Raw genomic sequence first — 15313 nt, 5'->3', positions numbered from 1 at the left:
CATGCGCGAGTCCGCCGGTCTTCAAGCCAATTCGCTCGGCATGACCGAGGCGGTCGTCATGGGCGTCGCCGGCACGGCGCCGGCCTACAGCATCGAGATCACCACTTCCACGATCATCGCGACCGCCGGCGTGCTGTCGCCGGCCAGCGTGCTGGTCTGCGGCCTCATCATGTTCGGCATCGCGTTCGCGTTCATCCAGATGAACCGGGCGCTGCCCAGCGCCGGCACCGCCTATGCGTGGGTCGCCATGGCGTTCGGCCGCACGCTGGGCTTCTTCGCCGGCTGGGCGCTGCTGGTGCTGTGCTGCGTGTTCATGGTGTCGGCGATGATCCCGGCCGCCAACGCAACCCTGCTGGTCTTCGCGCCGGCGCTGATGAACGACGTCCACTGGGTCACGCTGATCGCCGCGCTGTGGCTCACCGCGGTGAGCGCCGTGGTCGTCAAGGGAATCAAGCTCACCAGCTACGTGCAGGTGGGGCTGACGCTGATCGAGGCCGTGATCCTGCTGGCGATCATCGTGGCGGCGTTCGCGGTCTTCACTAAAGCGCCGGCGCACCCCTTCTCGTGGCGCTGGTTCTCGCCACTGGAGTTCTCGCCCAAGCTGTTCGCCAACGGCGCGCTGGTGGCGATCTTCTTCTACTACGGCTGGGACGTGACGCTGAACCTCAGCGAGGAGACCCGGGACCCGAGCCGCACGCCGGGCCGCGCGGCCTTCTGGGCCATGGTGTTCCTGATGGCGTTCTTCCTCGTGTTCATCACGATCACCCTGCTGGGCCTGAGCGACGAGGAGATCCAGCACTACAACACCAACGTCATTTTCGCGATCGCCGAGAAGCTGTTCGGCAAGACCTGGGGCTACGTGGCGATCCTCGCCGTGCTGCTCAGCACGGTGGGCACGGTCGAGACCCAGATGCTGCAGTTCACGCGCATGCTGTTCGCCAAGGCCCGCGACGGCGCGCTGCACCAGCGCTACGCGCGGCTGCACCCGCGCTGGCAGACGCCGCATGTCGCGATCTTCTTCATCTGGGCCGCGGGGCTGGTGCTGCTGCTCGTGTCTTCGTACCTGCCCACCATCAACGTGATCCTGCAGGACTCGATCACCGCGATCGGCTTCCAGATCTGCTTCTACCTGGGCCTCACGGGCCTGGCCTGCGCCTGGCACTACCGCGCGCTGGCGGCCGCCGGCTGGTCGGCCGTGACCCACGTGTGGTGGCCGGCGGCCAGCGGCGTGTTCCTGTTCTTCATTGCGCTCTACAGCGTCCCCACCTTCGATGCGGTGACCAACGCGGTCGGCATGGGCGGCATCGTGATCGGGCTGGTGCCGCTGCTGTTGAACCGCAGGCGCGTCAGTGTCGACCGAGCATCGCCTGGACCATGACGTCGATCGTGTCCGTCCAGGCCATTTCGACTTGCGGCGTGTACTTCTCGCCCAGCACCATGCGCGCCGAATCGAGAAACGCCCGGCGGAAGGCCGGATAGTGCCCGGCGGCGACGCCGTAGGCATCGTGCCGCCGCCCGAGGTCCCGCAAGCCGAGCCTCAGGGTCTCTGGACGGCTCATGGCGTAGACCAGGAACTGGAGCATGTGGGAGAGCATCTGGCCCTGGGTCTCCAGGTTGCCTCGAAAAAGGGGCTGCGTCCCGGGGTCCAGCTCGAACAAGCGCCGATAGAGGTGCGCCGTGAATTGCTTCTGGTGTTGCAGCAGGACGCCGATGGTCGACTGGACCAGCAGAGCGGGCTCCGGCGCGACAAAGCCGATGACTTCCACCAGCTTGAACGTGTCGCGCTTGCCCTTGAGCACGGCCTGGGTTCTCCGCGCCTGCACGGGCACCTGAGCGACGTGGTCGAACAGAATCTCCGACACCAGGAATCGGGTCCCGAGCGTCTTGTTCGCGTCTTCGATCCGGCTGGCGACGTTCATGGCGTCCCCGACGGCCGTGAACTGCAGTTGGCTCGGATGCCCCATCATCCCGACGACGAGCGGCCCGCAATGCGCTCCGACGCCGATATCGAGGGTCACGCCGAATTCGGCTGACAGCGCCGCGTTGAGATCGGTCAGCGTCTGGAGAATGCCCAAGCCGGCCCGCAGGCTGTCGAGACAGCTCTTTTCGAGGGAGTCTGCGCCAACCCCGAACAGGCCGACCACCTGATCGCCGACATACTGGTGGATGATGCCGTTGTTGATCAGGATCGCATCGCCGATCGCCGTGAAGAAACGATTGAGGATGTGCACCACGTCGTAAGCCAGATTGCTGTCCACGAAGGACGTGAACTCGCGGATATCGCAGAACAGGATCGCCAGCGTTCGTTCCTCCGGCGGCGCGATCGAAGCCTGCTCCAGCTGCAGGCGCGACACATCCGCGCAATGCCTGACCAGCCGCTCGAGCGTCACGTCGCCGCCCACGCGCGCCTGGCAGGCCAGCCGCGTGAACCTGTCCCATCGACGTGCTTCGGCCACCTCGGCTTCGCGCGGCGTGCGCGGCGAGACGTTCTGGATGCCGTCGCAAATGCGCACCCGACAGGTCGTGCAGCGCCCGTTGCCGCCGCATTCCCGAAGATGCGGGATCTTGTGGGCGATCGAGATGTCGAGGACCGTCATGCCGGGATCGGCCACCGAGACCGTCTTGTCGTCACCCAGGTAAACGATCGTCGTCATGAGAGTCCTTCACCGACGGCACAGTATGCGCCGGCCCGGCGCGCGTCAAGGCGGCGCGGCGCTCGCCATCAACCGCAGGTTCTGCACCGCCGCACCCGCGGCACCCTTGCCCAGGTTGTCAAGCACCGCGCAGAGGACGATCTGGCCTGTGGGTTCATTGCATGCGACCGCCAGACTCATGTCGTTCGAGCCGTTGTGGACTTGTGGGTCCAGTTCGGTCAACGGCTCGGCGGGCGACATCGGCAGCACGCGCACATGCGCCGCATCGCGGTAGCGTTGCGCAAGACATTCGTGGATGCGCGCGCCCGACACGTCCGAGGGAAGCCATCGCGCGTGCAATCCGATGGTGAGCACGATGCCCTGCCGCCAACTGCCATAGGCCGGCACGAAGAGGGGCCGCTGCGCCAGGCCGGCGTAGGCCTCGATTTCCGCCACGTGCTTGTGCTCGAGCGCAAGGCCGTAGACCTTGAACGAATGCGCCCCGGACCCGGCTCCGGCCTCGTGCGCTTCCGCCCCCGCCCTGCCCTGGCCCGAATAGCCCGAGACGGCATGGATGACGAGCGGACAGTCGGCTGGCAACAGGCCCGCATCCGTCAAAGGTCGCAGCAGCGCGACCGCAGCAGTTGGATAGCAGCCCGGATTGGTGACCCGCGATGCCGTGGCGATGCGCTCGCCTTGCCGTGCATCGAGCTCCGGCAGGCCGTAGACCCACCCCGGGCTGGTGCGGTGGGCCGAGCTGGCGTCGATGACACGCACCGAGGGGTTCTCGATCATCGCCACGGCGTCGCGCGCCGCGGCATCGGGCAGGCAAAGGATGGCGATGTCGCACGCGTTGAGGGCGTCGCGGCGGGCGGCCGCGTCCTTGCGCACTTCCGTCGGCAACGTGCGGATGCGGAATTCGCCGCCGCGGAGCCGGTTCTGCAGGTCCAGGCCGGTGGTGCCCTGGTCGCCGTCGATGAATACATTGAGGAGGTCCATGGCGTGCGATCGTAGGCATTCGACCGCGATGGCTCCAGCTAAATTTATCCAACTCTGAATTAAGAAAAGTTAAATTAGCGACATGCGGGAACTGAGCCTCGACCATCTGCGCACCCTGGTCGCCATCGCCGACCTCGGGTCGCTGGCCAATGCCGCGCGCGCCCTTCACCTGGCGGCACCGACCGTCACCGTCCAGATCGCGGAACTCGAATCGCGCCTGGGTGGCCAGTTGCTCGTTCGCGGGCGGGGGCCCGCGCAAGCGACCGCCCTGGGAGAGCGGTTCATCGCGCGTGCCCGCAGGCTGCTGGCCGACGCCGACGACGCCGTGGAAGACGTGCGGCGCCAGCTCGCCGGCCAGACGGGCCGCGTACGCGTGGGGGCCTCGACGGGCGCCATTGCGCACCTGCTGCCGCCCGCGCTCGATCGTCTGGCTCGCAACCATCCCGGCATCGACGTCAACGTGCAGGTACTGACCTCCAACGAAAGCATGGCCCGGCTCGCCGCAGGCAGCCTGGAGCTGGCGGTCGTGGCGCTGCCGCAGGCGCCGGTGCGGGGCGTCCATGTCACGCCCCTTCGGCGCGAGGCCGTGGTCGCCTTCTTGCCGGCGGCCTGGAAAGCACCCAGGCGGCTGACGCCGCAGTGGCTGGGCCAGCGGCCGCTGATCATGAACGACGCCTCCACCCGCCTCTACCGGCTGACCGCGGAATGGTTCTCCGCGGCTGGCGTCCATTGTCGGCCGCGCATCGAGCTCAACTACAACGATGCGATCAGGACCCTGGTCGCCGCGGGCTACGGCGCGGCGCTGCTGCCGGCGGAATCGCACGAGCCCGCGCGAGACCCTCGCATCGCCGTCCGCCCGCTCAGCCCGGCGCTGTGGCGGCAGCTGGGCCTCGCGGTCGGTGACCGGGGCGCCAGCGGACCGACGCGGTTCGTGCTGGACGCCTTGCTGCCCGAGAGGGATCCGGCCACGTGAGTCGGATGATCGGTGGCGATCGGCCTTGACGCGATGGCGCCTCCCGGTAGGATGGCCGCCAGAACCTCAGGAGACCTCCCATGAGCAGCGACCCGATCCGCGCAGGCCAACTCGAGATCCGCTACCTGGTCGACGGCTCGGCCAGCGGCGGGCTGGGCGTGTTCGAACTCACGGTGCCGCCGGGCTCCAACGTCCCGCCGGCCCACAGCCACCGGGACAACGAAGAGTTCTTCTATGTGGTCGAAGGCTCGATCACCTATTCGGTCGACGCCGACACGCGCCAGCTGCAGCCGGGCGAATGGATGTCGACGCCGCGGGGCTCGGTGCACGGCTTCCGCAACGAAGGGACGCAGACGGCGCGCGCGCTCGTCGTCCTGACGCCGGACATCGGCGCACAGTACTTCCGCGATGTGGCCGCCGTGGTCAACGCCGGCGGCCCGCCCGACCGGGCGAAGCTGATGGAAGTGATGTCGCGCTACGGGCTGAAGCCGGCGGCGCCCGCCCAGCCCTCGGCTCCCTAAAGCCGCCGCACCTGCGTCGGCTGGCGCGACCAGTAGATGCCGTCGAGGCGGTCGAGGCGCACCTCGCCGCCGCTCGACGGCGCATGCACGAAACGCCCTTCCCCGACATAGATGCCCGCGTGCGACGGCGTGGCGGCGCCGAACAGCACGAGGTCGCCCGAGCGGATCTCGGACACCGGCACCGGACGGCCGAAGGCGGCCATGCGGGCCACGGTGCGCGGCGTCGCCTGGCCCACGCTTTTTCGGTACACGTAGCCGATCAGGCCGCTGCAATCGAAGCCGCCGTCCGGGGTGTTGCCGCCGTAGCGGTAGGGCGTGCCGACGAGGCCCAGCGCATGGATGGCGACATCGTTCGACTGTTCGGCCGAGAGCGCCGCGGCACCGGACCCGGACACCGGAAGCGGCGGGCTCGCACAGCCCAGCGCCAGCAGGCAGGCGGCCGTCGAAAGCAGGCGAATGAGGGTCGAGGCGAAGCGCGGGTTGCTCATGGTGTCGGGTCGGATCATGCCAGCCCGCCATCGCCCCGCCGCAGCACGGCGACGATTTCCGCCACGATCGAGGCAGCGATCTCCGCCGGCCCGACGGCACCGATGCGCAGGCCTGCGGGCCCATGGATCCTGGCGGTGAGTTCGGGCGGGTGGCCCCGCTCGGCGAGCCGGGCGAGGCGCGCCGCATGCGTCCTTCGGCTGCCCAGCGCACCGACGTAGAAGGCCCGGCTGCCGATCGCCTCGGCCAGCCCGGGGTCGTCGATCTCGGGCGCGTGCGAAAGAAACACCACGGCGCTGCGCTCGTCCAGGTGCGCGTCGCGCAACGCGCGGGCGGCATCGTCGACGACCTGTCCCGCGCCGGGAAACGGCATCGCCTGCATGTGGCCGGGCCGCGGGTCGATGATGGTCACGCCGAATCCGACCAGCTTCGCCGCATCGAGCAGCGCCCGGGCCACGCGGACGGCCCCGACCACGAAGAGCCGCAGCGGGGCATTGAAGACCTGGAACAGCACCTCGTCGCCGTCCACGCTCGCGATGCCGGTGTCGTCGGCGCGGGCCCGGTCGCGGGCCTCGGCCGCCCACGCATGCGTGGCGGCGCCGCTGGCGGGGAGGCAGGCGTGGAGGCCGTCCGAGAGCCGCGTGCACAGCACGACGCCCTCTTGGTCTTCGATGGCGCGCAGGGCCGCGCGCAACGGGCCGGCGTGGCCCGCGTCGCCTTCCGTGATCGCTTCGAGCCGGATTTCCAGGGCGCCGCCGCAGGCAAGCCCCGCGGTCGAGGCGGTCGCCTCGTCGACGGCGACGCCCAGCGCAGGGTCCGCCCCCCGGTCCAGGACATCGAGCGCGGCCTGCGCCACCCGCGCATCGACCGGCGGGCCGAACAGCGACCCGAAGCGGACACCGTCGCCGCGCACCGCCATCTGGCTGCCGGCGCGCATTGGCGCAGTGGGCCAGGCGCGCACGATCGTCGCCAGGACCACGTCGGCCGCGGCGTCCTTCCATGCCAGGGCCTGGCGCAGGATCGCCGCCGGGGCCGTGTCGGCGGACCCGGGGCTCGCGGCGGTCGGATCTTCATCGGGCATCGAGGACTCCTTCGGGGGCATGTCGCTTGCTTCACGCCAAGAACCAAGGATAGACCAGCGCAGGCCCGACTCGGGCTGAAAATCGCCGGATCTTCCCCCCTGGAGGCCCCATGCAGGTCCTTGACGCAGACACCACCCACATCGACGGCATCGTCGCCATCTACAACGACGCGGTGCGCAACACCACCGCCATCTGGAACGAGAAGACCGTCGACGCCGCCAATCGCGCGGCCTGGCTGGCCGACCGGCAGCGCGTCGGCTACCCGGTGCTGGTGGCGATCGATGCGGAAGGCGCCGTCGCCGGCTACGCCTCGTTCGGCGACTGGCGCGCCTTCGACGGCTATCGCCACACGGTGGAGCATTCGGTGTACGTGCGCCAGGACTGCCGCGGCGCGGGCATCGGCAAGGCGCTCATGGTGGCCCTGATCGAGCGCGCGCGCGGCATCGGCAAGCATGTGCTGGTGGCCGCCATCGAAGCCAACAACACCGGCTCGATCGAACTGCACAAGAAACTCGGCTTCGAGCAGGTCGGACTGATGAGCGAGGTCGGCACCAAGTTCGGCGTCTGGCTGGACCTGGTGTTTCTGCAGCTCAAGGTGGATGCGCGTACCGAGCCGGACGCCTTGCGCGCGCAATGACGGCGGAGTCTTCTAGTCAGTTGAGGACAGAGCAACAACTGCTGCGTCGTTCTTGGTCTGTCCCGCAATGTCTCAGTCGACCCTGCTGCGCAGCCGCAGCAGACCGAGCCCGAGCAGCACGAAGGCCGCGCCCGCGATGCGATTGAACAGCCGCACCCGTCGCAGATCCGAGAAGCGGTGCTTCATGCCGCGCGCCAGCAGCACGTAGAAGGCATGCGACAGCACGGTGAAGACGGCGAAGGTCGCCGTCAGCGCGAAGAACTGCTCGGCGACCGGCGCGCCCGGCGTCAGGAACTGGGGGAACAGGGCCCCGCGCGGCGAAGTTTCAGGTCCAGATTGTCTTCGGACCGGGAAACCCTCGGCCCGCGGTCCGAAATCAGGGCGCCGATGCCACCACGCGCGCCACCTTGCCGCTGCGGCCGGCGCGGCCGGGTTCGCCGCTGCGGCAATGGATCCGCACCCCCGGAGCACCATGGGATTCGAGAAACTCGCCCAGCACCTGCCGCGCCCGCCGCAGCGCGGGGCCGGCCGCCGAACCGCACAGCCCGGTGCGCAACAGCAATTCGCAGGGGCCCACCTGCACCAGCTGGAAATCGAACAGGCCGGCCCCCTCCTCCAGCATCGTGCTGAGCGCCAGCGGCAGCACGCTGACCGGGCCCGAGCGGGCGCCGCCCAGGTGCAGCGTGTCGTCGCAGCGGCCCTGGACCTGGATCACGGGCAGGCAGGAGCCGCAAGGACACCCGCCCGGGCAAACGGTCACGCGGTCGCCCAGGTCATAGCGGATCAGCGGCTGCACGTGGTTCGCCAGATTGGTGAGCAGCGTGGTCGCGGGCAGTTCGCCGGGCGCCACCGCGCGGCCCTGCGCGTCCACGGGCTCCAGGATCGCCCAGTCGCTGTTGAGGTGCATCCGGCCCTGGCCGCATTCGAAGGCCAGCGAGAGGAATTCCGACGCGCCGTAACTGTTGGTCACCGGGCAGCCGAAGGCCTGCTGCACGAAGTCGCGCTCGGCCGCCGACAGGTCTTCGCCGCCGGTCCAGACCTCGGCCGGCGACGCCCGCAGCCGCCCCCCGATGCGCTCTTCGGCCAGCAGCACCGCCGCGCTCGGATAGGTGGCGATCACGGTCGGCGCCAGCATGTTCAGTTCGTCGACCAGGCGCGCGACCGGCTGCAGGAACGAGATCCCGTGCAGGCGCTGCGCCAGCGCCGGATTGAGGCGCCGCAGCCGCTCGATCGACACGGTGCTGGCGAAGTGGCCGCTGGTCGCACCGACGAAGGCGATGCGCTCGGCGAGCCCCCACGGGTCCAGCCACCGCTGCAGCGGTCGCAGCACGGGCCGCCGCAGCGCCTCCAGCGCGTCGTAGACCGCCATCGCGGCCGCGTCCTGCACGAAGACGGCGGGCTCCCCGCTGCTGCCCGAACTCTCCCACACCGCGTAGCGGCCAAGGAAGGGCTCGGCGATGCGCCGGCGGTCGGCCACGAAGCGGCGCAGGGCGTCCAGCCGCAGGCAGGGATCGGCGACCCAGCCGTCGAAATCGCCCATCAGCGCGGCCTTGTGCGCGACCGGCAGGTCCGCAAGCTGCAGCGAGTCCGGCGCGAGGCCGTCGAGCAGGCGCCGGTAGGTCGGCGATTGCAGGCGGGCCGAAGCGAGCAGTCGGCCCAGGCGCGCCGCCTGCCGGGCGGCGATCGACGCGGCCGGCACGCGCGCGGCCAGCGCAACGTCCAGCGCGATCGAGCCTGACAACCAGGGGTCGATCGGCGGCGGCATCAGGCGGCCTCCTCGTCCTAGAGCTTCTCCTTCACGAAGCCGGCGGCGTTCTCGTCGGCGCCGGGCTGGCCCTCGTCGGAATGGGGGTTCGTCGGATCGGCATCGGTCGGGAATTCAGGCTCCACGGGCAGCTGCGCGGGATCGTCCTCGGAGGGGACTTTGGGAGTGGACATGGGTCGGTTCCTCGGGCTGCGGAAGAGCGCCCATTTTGAGCCGCGGGCGGCAAGAAATACAAACGAACAGTCGGCTTCAGTCGCAGGCCCGCTTCGCGCGCCAATTCCACAGCGCGCCGAAGGCCATCAGCACGCAGGTGGCGAGGAACACGGTCGGCATCCCGAAATGGCCGCCGACGAAGCCGCCCAGCAGCGGCCCCGCGACCTGACCGGTGTACTGCGCGGAAATCGAATAGCCCAGCATGCTGCCTGCGGTGCCTTCGGGCACGCTGTGCCGGATCACGCTGGCGATGCACGGCAGCAACCCGCCGAGCGACAGCCCCATCAGGAAGCGCAGCCCGACCAATTGCCAGCCCGAGGTGACGAAGGCCTGCGGCACCAGCAGCACGGCCGAGATCGCGAGGCAGCCGATGATCACATTCCAGTGCCCGACCCGATCGGCCAGCTTGCCGAGCCGGGAGGCCGACAGGATGCTGCCCAGCGCGGCCGCCGACATCACGAAGCCGGCCATCACCGTGACGCGCGCGGGCTCGGCCACCAGCTGCGCGACGTAGACCGTGATGATCGGCTCGATCGACATGTTGGCCAGCATCAGCAACATCCCGGTCAGCAGCATCGCGGTGACCGGCCGCTTGTCGGGCACCGCGGCCCAGCCGCCGGCCGGCTTGGCGTCGGCCTTGACGCGCGCCGGACGGCGCTCCTCCCGGACCATGAACAGCGTGGCCAGGAAGGCGACGAAGATCACCGCGCCGGCGCCGAAGAAGGTCCAGCGGATGCCGATCAGCGGTGGCAGCACGCCGCCGATCAGCGGGCCGACCAGGCTGCCGGCCATCACCGCGGACGACAGGGTGCCGAGAGCCCAGCCCGAGCGCTCCTTCGGGGTCTGGGTCGCGATCAGCACGGTCGAGCCCGAGGCATAGCCGCCCAGCAGGCCGGCGAGGAGGCGGAGGCCGACCAGCTGCCAGACGTCCTGCGCCAGGCCGATCAGCGCCATCGCGACGGCCATGCCCAGGCTGGCGCGGATCAGCATCAGCTTGCGGCCGTAGCGGTCGGCCAGCCGGCCCCACAGCGGCGCCACCAGCGCGGCGCTGAAAAAGGTCGCGCCGTAGGCCACGCCCGACCAGCGGACGATGGCCGCGGAATCGTGCACGCCGAGCTGTTCGACGTAGAGCGGCAGGAAGGGCAGCAGCAGCGTCATCGCCACGATGGTGGTGAACGAGCCGAACATGCAGACGACGAGGTTGCGCCGCCAGTGTTGGGCGGCCGGGTCGGCAAGGGTGCGAGGGGAAGTGGCGGCGGAAATATCGGACATGTATGGCGGCGGGAGTCGCATTCATTGTCCCGCCGCATGCCCGCGGCGCGCATGCCATCTGGCGATGGGCCCCTTCGCGGAGCGATCAGCGCGCGCCGTCGGAGATCGTGATGGCCACCTTGCCGAAACGGTCGGCGGCGCCCAGTCGGTCGAGTGCCGCGTGGGCCTCGGCCATCGGGAACGCCGCATCGATCACGGGACGCAGGCCGGTACGCCGGACCAGCGACAGCAAGGCCGCGAACTCGTCCAGGTCGCCCAGCGTCGAGCCCAGGATCTGGAGTTGACGGATGAAGATGCGGCGCAGGTCCGCCGGCGGCTGGTCGCCGCTGGTGGCGCCGCAGGTCACGAGCCGGCCACCGCGCACCAGCGACTTCATAGCGCTCGACCAGACCGCGGCGCCCACGTTCTCGATCACGACATCGACGCCGCGGCCGCCGGTGAGCGCCATCACCTCCTTCGCCACGTCGCGGGTCGCGCTGTCGATCGCATGGTCGGCGCCCATCTGCAGGGCGCGCTGCAGCTTGGCGTCGGTGCGCGACGTGACGATGACCCTGGCACCGGCCAGCCGGGCCAGCTGCAGGGCCGCCAGCGAGACGCCGCCGCCGATGCCGAAGATCAGCACCGTCTCCCAGGGCTTGATCTGCGCCTTGTTGAACAGCATCCGCCAGGCCGTGAGGTGGTTGACCCCCAGCGCCGCGGCCTCGGCATGGCTCAGGTGCGCAGGCATCGGGAACACGTTGCGGGCCGGCACGCTGACGTATTCGGCCAAGGTGCCGTCGCGATGCTCTCCCAGGTACTGGATCGCGGTGCAAAGCACACCCTGGCCGCGCTGGCAGAACTCGCAACGGCCACAGGCGATGCCCGGATGCAGCACGACCTGCTGGCCGGGCGCCAGAAGAGGCTCGTCCCCATCCACCTCCTCCACGATCCCGGCGCCGTCGAGCCCCATGATCTGGGGCAGCCGATGCGTGATGCCCGCGCCGCTGTCGCGCATGTAGAGATCGACCTGGTTGAGCGTGGCCGCCTGGAGGCGCACCAGCACCTCGCCCGGGCCGCGCACCGGCCTCGGCCGCTCGCCGACGGCGACGACCTCGTTGCCGCCGTGGCCCGTGATGAAGACTGCCTGCATGCGGTGATCCTCGTGGGATGTGGATCAGCCGTGCCGGAACACCGGCTGGCGCTTCTCGAGAAAGGCGTTCATGCCTTCGTGCGCGTCCTCGCTGGCAAAACGCGCATGGAGCTGCCGGCGCTCGAACAGGATGCCTTCGGTCAAGGAAGCCTCCCAGGCCCGGTTCACCGACTCCTTGATCGACACCAGCGCCGGCAGCGAAAAACCGGCGATGCGCGCAGCGAGTTCCATCGCCTCGGGCAGCAGGCGCTCATCACTCACGACCCGCGAAACCAGCCCGCAGCGGTCGGCCTCGGCGGCGTCCAGCGTGCGGGCCGACAGGCACATGTCCATGGCCTTGGCCTTGCCGATGGCGCGCGGCAGCCGCTGGGTGCCGCCGGCGCCGGGCATCATGGCCAGCTTGATCTCGGGCAGCGCGAAGCGCGCCGATTCGGCGGCGATGACGATGTCGCAGGCCAGTGCGAGCTCGCAGCCGCCGCCCATCGCGACACCCGCCACCGCGGCGATCACCGGCTTGCGCACCCGGCGGATGGTTTCCCAGTTGCGCGTGATGAACTCGCCCTGGTGGACGTCCATGTAGCTCCAGTCGGCCATCGCCGCGATGTCCGCGCCGGCCGCGAAGGCCTTCGCGCTGCCGGTGATCACGATGGCGCCGATGTCGGCGTCGGCGTCGAATCCGAGCAGCGCCGCGCCCAGCGCGTCCATCAGTGCGTCGTCGAGCGCATTCATCTGCCGCGGCCGGGCCAGCGTGATGAGGCCGACCCGTCCGTGGGCCTGCGTGAGGATGGGTTGTTCGTGCATGCCGGTCCCGTGTCAATCCACCACGATCTTCTGCTGTTTGATCAGCGCCGACAACAAGGCGCCCTCGTCGGCCAGCAGGGTCCGGAAATCGGCGGTCTCCATCGCGACCGGTTCGGCGCCCAGGTCGGCATAGCGCGACTTGACGGCCGGCTGCGCCAGCGCCTTGGCGACTTCGCGATTCATGCGGGCCACGATCTCGGGCGGTGTGCCGACCGGCGCCCACATGCCGAACCAGATGTCGAGGTCCGCGCCCTTGAATCCCAGCTCGCCCACCGTGGGCACATCTGGGAAGAAGGGCGAGCGCTTGGCGCTGACGATGCCCAGCAGCTTGACCTTGCCGGTGCGGATGTGCGGAAACGCGATCCCCGGGTCGCAGACGAAGTCGGCCTGGCCCGACAGCACGTCCTGCAACGCCGGGGCCGCACCGCGGTAGGGCACGTGGGCGACGTCGGTGCCGGTGGCCTGCTTGAACAATTCGCAGGCCAGGTGCGGTGGCGTGCCCGCACCCGCCGAGGCGTAGGACAGCGTGCCCGGCCTGGCCTTGGCCAGAGCGACCAGGTCGCGCGCGTCCTTCGCGGCCATCTGCGGCTTGGCGACCAGGTACATCTGGGTGCGTCCGACGCTGGCCACCGGCGTCAGGTCGCGCGATGGCAGGATGGCGGACTTGAACAGCGAGGGATTGGCCGTTTCCACCGACGTCGGCGCGATCAGGAAGGTGTGGCCGTCCGGCGCGGCGCGTATCACTTCGGAGGCGGAAATGTTGCCGCTCGCGCCCGGCTTGTTGTCGATCACTACCGGTTGCCCCAGCGATTCGGACAGCGACTGCGAGAGGATCCGGGCCATGACGTCGGTGCTGCCGCCGGGCGCGAACCCGACGACGATGCGGACCGGCTTCGTGGGCCAGTTCGAAGCCGTCTGTGCGAACGCGGCACAGCCGATGCTCGTGAGGGCGGCGACCGACAGGGCCTGCAGCAGGCGGCGGCGAATGGACGATGAGGTGAACATGTTGTTTCCTAGGCGGTGGTGGTGCGGAGCAGTTCGCGCAGCTTGAATTTCTGGATCTTTCCGGATGGAGTCGACGGCATGGTGTCGCGCACGATCAGGCGCTCGGGGATGTACTGGACGGCCACCTTCTCGCGCTTGAGAAAGTCGACGATCGAAGGCAGGTCGACGCTGTGGCCCGGCCGCGCCACCACCACCGCACAGGCCCGCTCGCCCAGGCGTTCGTCCGGGTAGGCCACGATCGCGGCCATGGCGATCGCGGGGTGCCGGTAGAGCAGCGACTCGATCTCGACCACCGGGATGTTCTCTCCGCCGCGGATGATCACGTCCTTGCTGCGGCCGGTGATGCGGATGTAGCCCTCTGCATCGACGCGCGCGAGGTCGCCGGTATCGAACCAGTCGTCGGCATCGGTGCCGTTGAGGTGCGGCCGCCGGAGGTAGCCGCCGAAGTTGGAACACGCGCGCACCAGCAGCCTGCCAGGCTCGCCCGCGGGCATCGCCTGGCCCGCGTCGTCTGCCACCTTGATCTCCACCCCCGGCAGCGGGTGGCCATCGGTGTTGAAGGCGCGCTCGTCCTCGTCGTCGAGTTCGATCAGGGTGACGGCGCCGTTCTCGCTCATGCCCCACGCCGACACGATCTTGGTGCCCAGCACGGCGCGTGCCTGCTCGACCAGCGGGCCGGGAATCGGCGCGCCCGCGCACAGGAAGGTGCGCAAGGTCGGCACCTCCAGCCGGCGCTCCGCCACGGCGCGGGTCAGGTCCGTCAGGAACGGCGTCGAGGCCATGGTGAAGCTGACACGCTCGCTGCGGATCAGCTCGAGCGCCCGGCCCGGCTCCCAGATGTCCTGCAGCACCACGCTCGCCTTGAGCATGATCGGCATCATCAGCCCATACATGAAGCCCGTCTGGTGCGCCATCGGCGAGGCCATCAGCACCACGTCGTCGGCCCCCAGGCGCAGGCGCTGCGCGTACGGAATGATGTTGGCCATCGTGGTGTTGGCCGTGTGCATCACGCCCTTGGGCTCGCCGGTGGTGCCCGAGGTGTAGATCAGCTGGGTCACGTCGTCGGGGCCGGGGCGGCTGCGCGCGAGAATCGCCTGTGCGTCGGCGCTGTCCTCCCAGGCCGGGCCGCTGAGCAGGGCATCGAAGCTGTTGCCGCCGCTGCCGCCGACCACCACCACGTGCTCGAGAGCAGGCAGATCGCCCCGCAAGCCCGCCACCATCTGTTCGAAGTCGAAGCCGCGGAAGGCCTGCGGCACGATCAGGACCTTGGCCTCGCCGTGCTTGAGCATGAAGGACAGCTCGCGCTCGCGGAAGATGTGCATCAGCGGATTGATCACGGCGCCGATGCGCGAGCAGGCCAGGTAGGTCAGCGTGAACTGCCACCAGTTGGGCAGCTGGCAGGCCACCACGTCGTTGCGGCCCACGCCCAGCCGGGCCAGCCCGACCGCGATGCGGTCGGCCATCCGGGTCATCTCGCGGTAGGTGAAGCGGATGGTTCCGCCCTCTTCCACCCGCAAGGCGGTGAGCGCGGTCTTGTCGGGGCAGGCCGCGACGCAAGCGTCGAGGTCGTCGTTGATGGTGCGGTCGTGCCAGAGGCCTTGGGCCACCATCTGGGCGCGGCGCGGCGCAATGAGTACGGCGTCGAATTCCATGCTTGTCTCCTTGTTGTACTGTCTCGGGCTGATCGATTGAGGACAGAGCAAAGACCGCTGCGCAGTTTCTTGATCTGTCCCGCAAGGCTTCTGATCGGTTGAGGACAGAGCAAAAACTGCTGCGCAGTTTCTTGATCTGTCCCGC

Annotated in this window: 16 protein-coding genes; 4 read left to right on the top strand and 12 right to left on the bottom strand. The window is 69.4% G+C overall.

Annotation, left to right across the window (positions count from 1 at the left end):
- Position 1 precedes the first annotated feature (1 nt).
- Complete coding sequence (locus tag QZH52_RS28675) at positions 2–1378, top strand: APC family permease (protein ID WP_301814267.1); 1377 nt, start codon at positions 2–4, stop codon at positions 1376–1378.
- Here the strand turns inward: QZH52_RS28675 and QZH52_RS28670 are convergent.
- Together QZH52_RS28670 and argC are read right to left on the bottom strand one after the other, a co-directional pair.
- Complete coding sequence (locus QZH52_RS28670; RefSeq protein WP_301814266.1) at positions 1347–2654, bottom strand: adenylate/guanylate cyclase domain-containing protein; 1308 nt, start codon at positions 2652–2654, stop codon at positions 1347–1349. The two genes, QZH52_RS28675 and QZH52_RS28670, sit on opposite strands and share 32 nt — an antisense overlap.
- A gap of 45 nt (positions 2655–2699) precedes the next feature.
- Positions 2700–3632 (bottom strand): N-acetyl-gamma-glutamyl-phosphate reductase, encoded by a 933-nt coding sequence (gene argC / locus QZH52_RS28665; protein ID WP_301814264.1) that lies wholly within the window; start codon positions 3630–3632, stop codon positions 2700–2702.
- An 82-nt stretch (positions 3633–3714) separates the two neighbouring features.
- On the opposite strand from argC, the gene QZH52_RS28660 reads away from it, so the two are divergent.
- Positions 3715–4605, top strand: a complete 891-nt coding sequence (locus tag QZH52_RS28660) for a LysR family transcriptional regulator (RefSeq protein ID WP_301814263.1) — start codon at positions 3715–3717, stop codon at positions 4603–4605.
- Between the two features lie 80 nt (positions 4606–4685).
- Complete coding sequence (locus QZH52_RS28655; RefSeq protein ID WP_301814262.1) at positions 4686–5126, top strand: cupin domain-containing protein; 441 nt, start codon at positions 4686–4688, stop codon at positions 5124–5126.
- Here QZH52_RS28655 and QZH52_RS28650 read toward each other — a convergent pair.
- Both QZH52_RS28650 and QZH52_RS28645 read right to left on the bottom strand, forming a co-directional pair.
- A complete protein-coding gene (locus QZH52_RS28650) occupies positions 5123–5632 on the bottom strand; it encodes a C40 family peptidase (RefSeq protein WP_301814261.1) in 510 nt (169 codons plus the stop codon). The two genes, QZH52_RS28655 and QZH52_RS28650, sit on opposite strands and share 4 nt — an antisense overlap.
- Entirely contained in the window at positions 5629–6693 is a 1065-nt protein-coding gene (locus QZH52_RS28645; RefSeq protein ID WP_301814260.1) for an XdhC family protein, read from the bottom strand. The genes QZH52_RS28650 and QZH52_RS28645 overlap by 4 nt, the downstream gene beginning before the upstream one ends.
- Positions 6694–6803: 110 nt before the next feature.
- Between QZH52_RS28645 and QZH52_RS28640 the strand changes: the two genes are divergently transcribed.
- Complete coding sequence (locus QZH52_RS28640) at positions 6804–7331, top strand: GNAT family N-acetyltransferase (protein ID WP_301814258.1); 528 nt, start codon at positions 6804–6806, stop codon at positions 7329–7331.
- 72 nt (positions 7332–7403) lie between these two features.
- Here the strand turns inward: QZH52_RS28640 and QZH52_RS28635 are convergent, their stop codons facing one another.
- The 8 genes from QZH52_RS28635 to aliA form a co-directional block, all read right to left on the bottom strand.
- On the bottom strand, positions 7404–7556 hold the full coding sequence (locus tag QZH52_RS28635; protein ID WP_301814257.1) for a hypothetical protein: 153 nt from the start codon (positions 7554–7556) through the stop codon (positions 7404–7406).
- A 151-nt stretch (positions 7557–7707) separates the two neighbouring features.
- Positions 7708–9096 (bottom strand): phenylacetate--CoA ligase family protein, encoded by a 1389-nt coding sequence (locus QZH52_RS28630; protein ID WP_301814256.1) that lies wholly within the window; start codon positions 9094–9096, stop codon positions 7708–7710.
- A 17-nt stretch (positions 9097–9113) separates the two neighbouring features.
- Positions 9114–9269 (bottom strand): hypothetical protein, encoded by a 156-nt coding sequence (locus tag QZH52_RS28625; RefSeq protein WP_301814255.1) that lies wholly within the window; start codon positions 9267–9269, stop codon positions 9114–9116.
- 76 nt (positions 9270–9345) lie between these two features.
- The gene (locus QZH52_RS28620) at positions 9346–10581 is read right to left on the bottom strand and encodes an MFS transporter (protein ID WP_301814254.1); all 1236 of its coding nucleotides are present in this window, start codon (positions 10579–10581) and stop codon (positions 9346–9348) included.
- 85 nt (positions 10582–10666) lie between these two features.
- Positions 10667–11710: a zinc-binding dehydrogenase gene (locus QZH52_RS28615; protein ID WP_301814253.1), complete on the bottom strand. Its 1044-nt coding sequence runs from the start codon at positions 11708–11710 to the stop codon at positions 10667–10669.
- A gap of 24 nt (positions 11711–11734) precedes the next feature.
- A complete protein-coding gene (locus QZH52_RS28610; RefSeq protein WP_301814252.1) occupies positions 11735–12511 on the bottom strand; it encodes an enoyl-CoA hydratase in 777 nt (258 codons plus the stop codon).
- Positions 12512–12523: 12 nt separating this feature from the next.
- The gene (locus QZH52_RS28605; protein ID WP_301814251.1) at positions 12524–13516 is read right to left on the bottom strand and encodes a Bug family tripartite tricarboxylate transporter substrate binding protein; all 993 of its coding nucleotides are present in this window, start codon (positions 13514–13516) and stop codon (positions 12524–12526) included.
- Positions 13517–13524: 8 nt separating this feature from the next.
- The gene (aliA, locus tag QZH52_RS28600) at positions 13525–15168 is read right to left on the bottom strand and encodes a cyclohexanecarboxylate-CoA ligase (RefSeq protein ID WP_301814249.1); all 1644 of its coding nucleotides are present in this window, start codon (positions 15166–15168) and stop codon (positions 13525–13527) included.
- Between the last annotated feature and the right edge of the window lie 145 nt (positions 15169–15313).

The organism is Variovorax ginsengisoli (genome assembly GCF_030486595.1).
GTDB lineage: Bacteria > Pseudomonadota > Gammaproteobacteria > Burkholderiales > Burkholderiaceae_C > Variovorax > Variovorax ginsengisoli_B.
Note: the sequence above shows the minus strand (reverse complement) of the source record. Positions and strands in the feature narration are given on the sequence as shown.

Bases quoted from the DNA above. Each gene is read 5' to 3' on its own strand.
- QZH52_RS28675 (WP_301814267.1), top strand. From the start codon at position 2: ATGCGCGAGTCCGCCGGTCTTCAAGCCAATTCGCTCGGCATGACCGAG.
- QZH52_RS28670 (WP_301814266.1), bottom strand. From the start codon at position 2,654: ATGACGACGATCGTTTACCTGGGTGACGACAAGACGGTCTCGGTGGCC.
- argC (WP_301814264.1), bottom strand. From the start codon at position 3,632: ATGGACCTCCTCAATGTATTCATCGACGGCGACCAGGGCACCACCGGC.
- QZH52_RS28660 (WP_301814263.1), top strand. From the start codon at position 3,715: ATGCGGGAACTGAGCCTCGACCATCTGCGCACCCTGGTCGCCATCGCC.
- QZH52_RS28655 (WP_301814262.1), top strand. From the start codon at position 4,686: ATGAGCAGCGACCCGATCCGCGCAGGCCAACTCGAGATCCGCTACCTG.
- QZH52_RS28650 (WP_301814261.1), bottom strand. From the start codon at position 5,632: ATGATCCGACCCGACACCATGAGCAACCCGCGCTTCGCCTCGACCCTC.
- QZH52_RS28645 (WP_301814260.1), bottom strand. From the start codon at position 6,693: ATGCCCGATGAAGATCCGACCGCCGCGAGCCCCGGGTCCGCCGACACG.
- QZH52_RS28640 (WP_301814258.1), top strand. From the start codon at position 6,804: ATGCAGGTCCTTGACGCAGACACCACCCACATCGACGGCATCGTCGCC.
- QZH52_RS28630 (WP_301814256.1), bottom strand. From the start codon at position 9,096: ATGCCGCCGCCGATCGACCCCTGGTTGTCAGGCTCGATCGCGCTGGAC.
- QZH52_RS28625 (WP_301814255.1), bottom strand. From the start codon at position 9,269: ATGTCCACTCCCAAAGTCCCCTCCGAGGACGATCCCGCGCAGCTGCCC.
- QZH52_RS28620 (WP_301814254.1), bottom strand. From the start codon at position 10,581: ATGTCCGATATTTCCGCCGCCACTTCCCCTCGCACCCTTGCCGACCCG.
- QZH52_RS28615 (WP_301814253.1), bottom strand. From the start codon at position 11,710: ATGCAGGCAGTCTTCATCACGGGCCACGGCGGCAACGAGGTCGTCGCC.
- QZH52_RS28610 (WP_301814252.1), bottom strand. From the start codon at position 12,511: ATGCACGAACAACCCATCCTCACGCAGGCCCACGGACGGGTCGGCCTC.
- QZH52_RS28605 (WP_301814251.1), bottom strand. From the start codon at position 13,516: ATGTTCACCTCATCGTCCATTCGCCGCCGCCTGCTGCAGGCCCTGTCG.
- aliA (WP_301814249.1), bottom strand. From the start codon at position 15,168: ATGGAATTCGACGCCGTACTCATTGCGCCGCGCCGCGCCCAGATGGTG.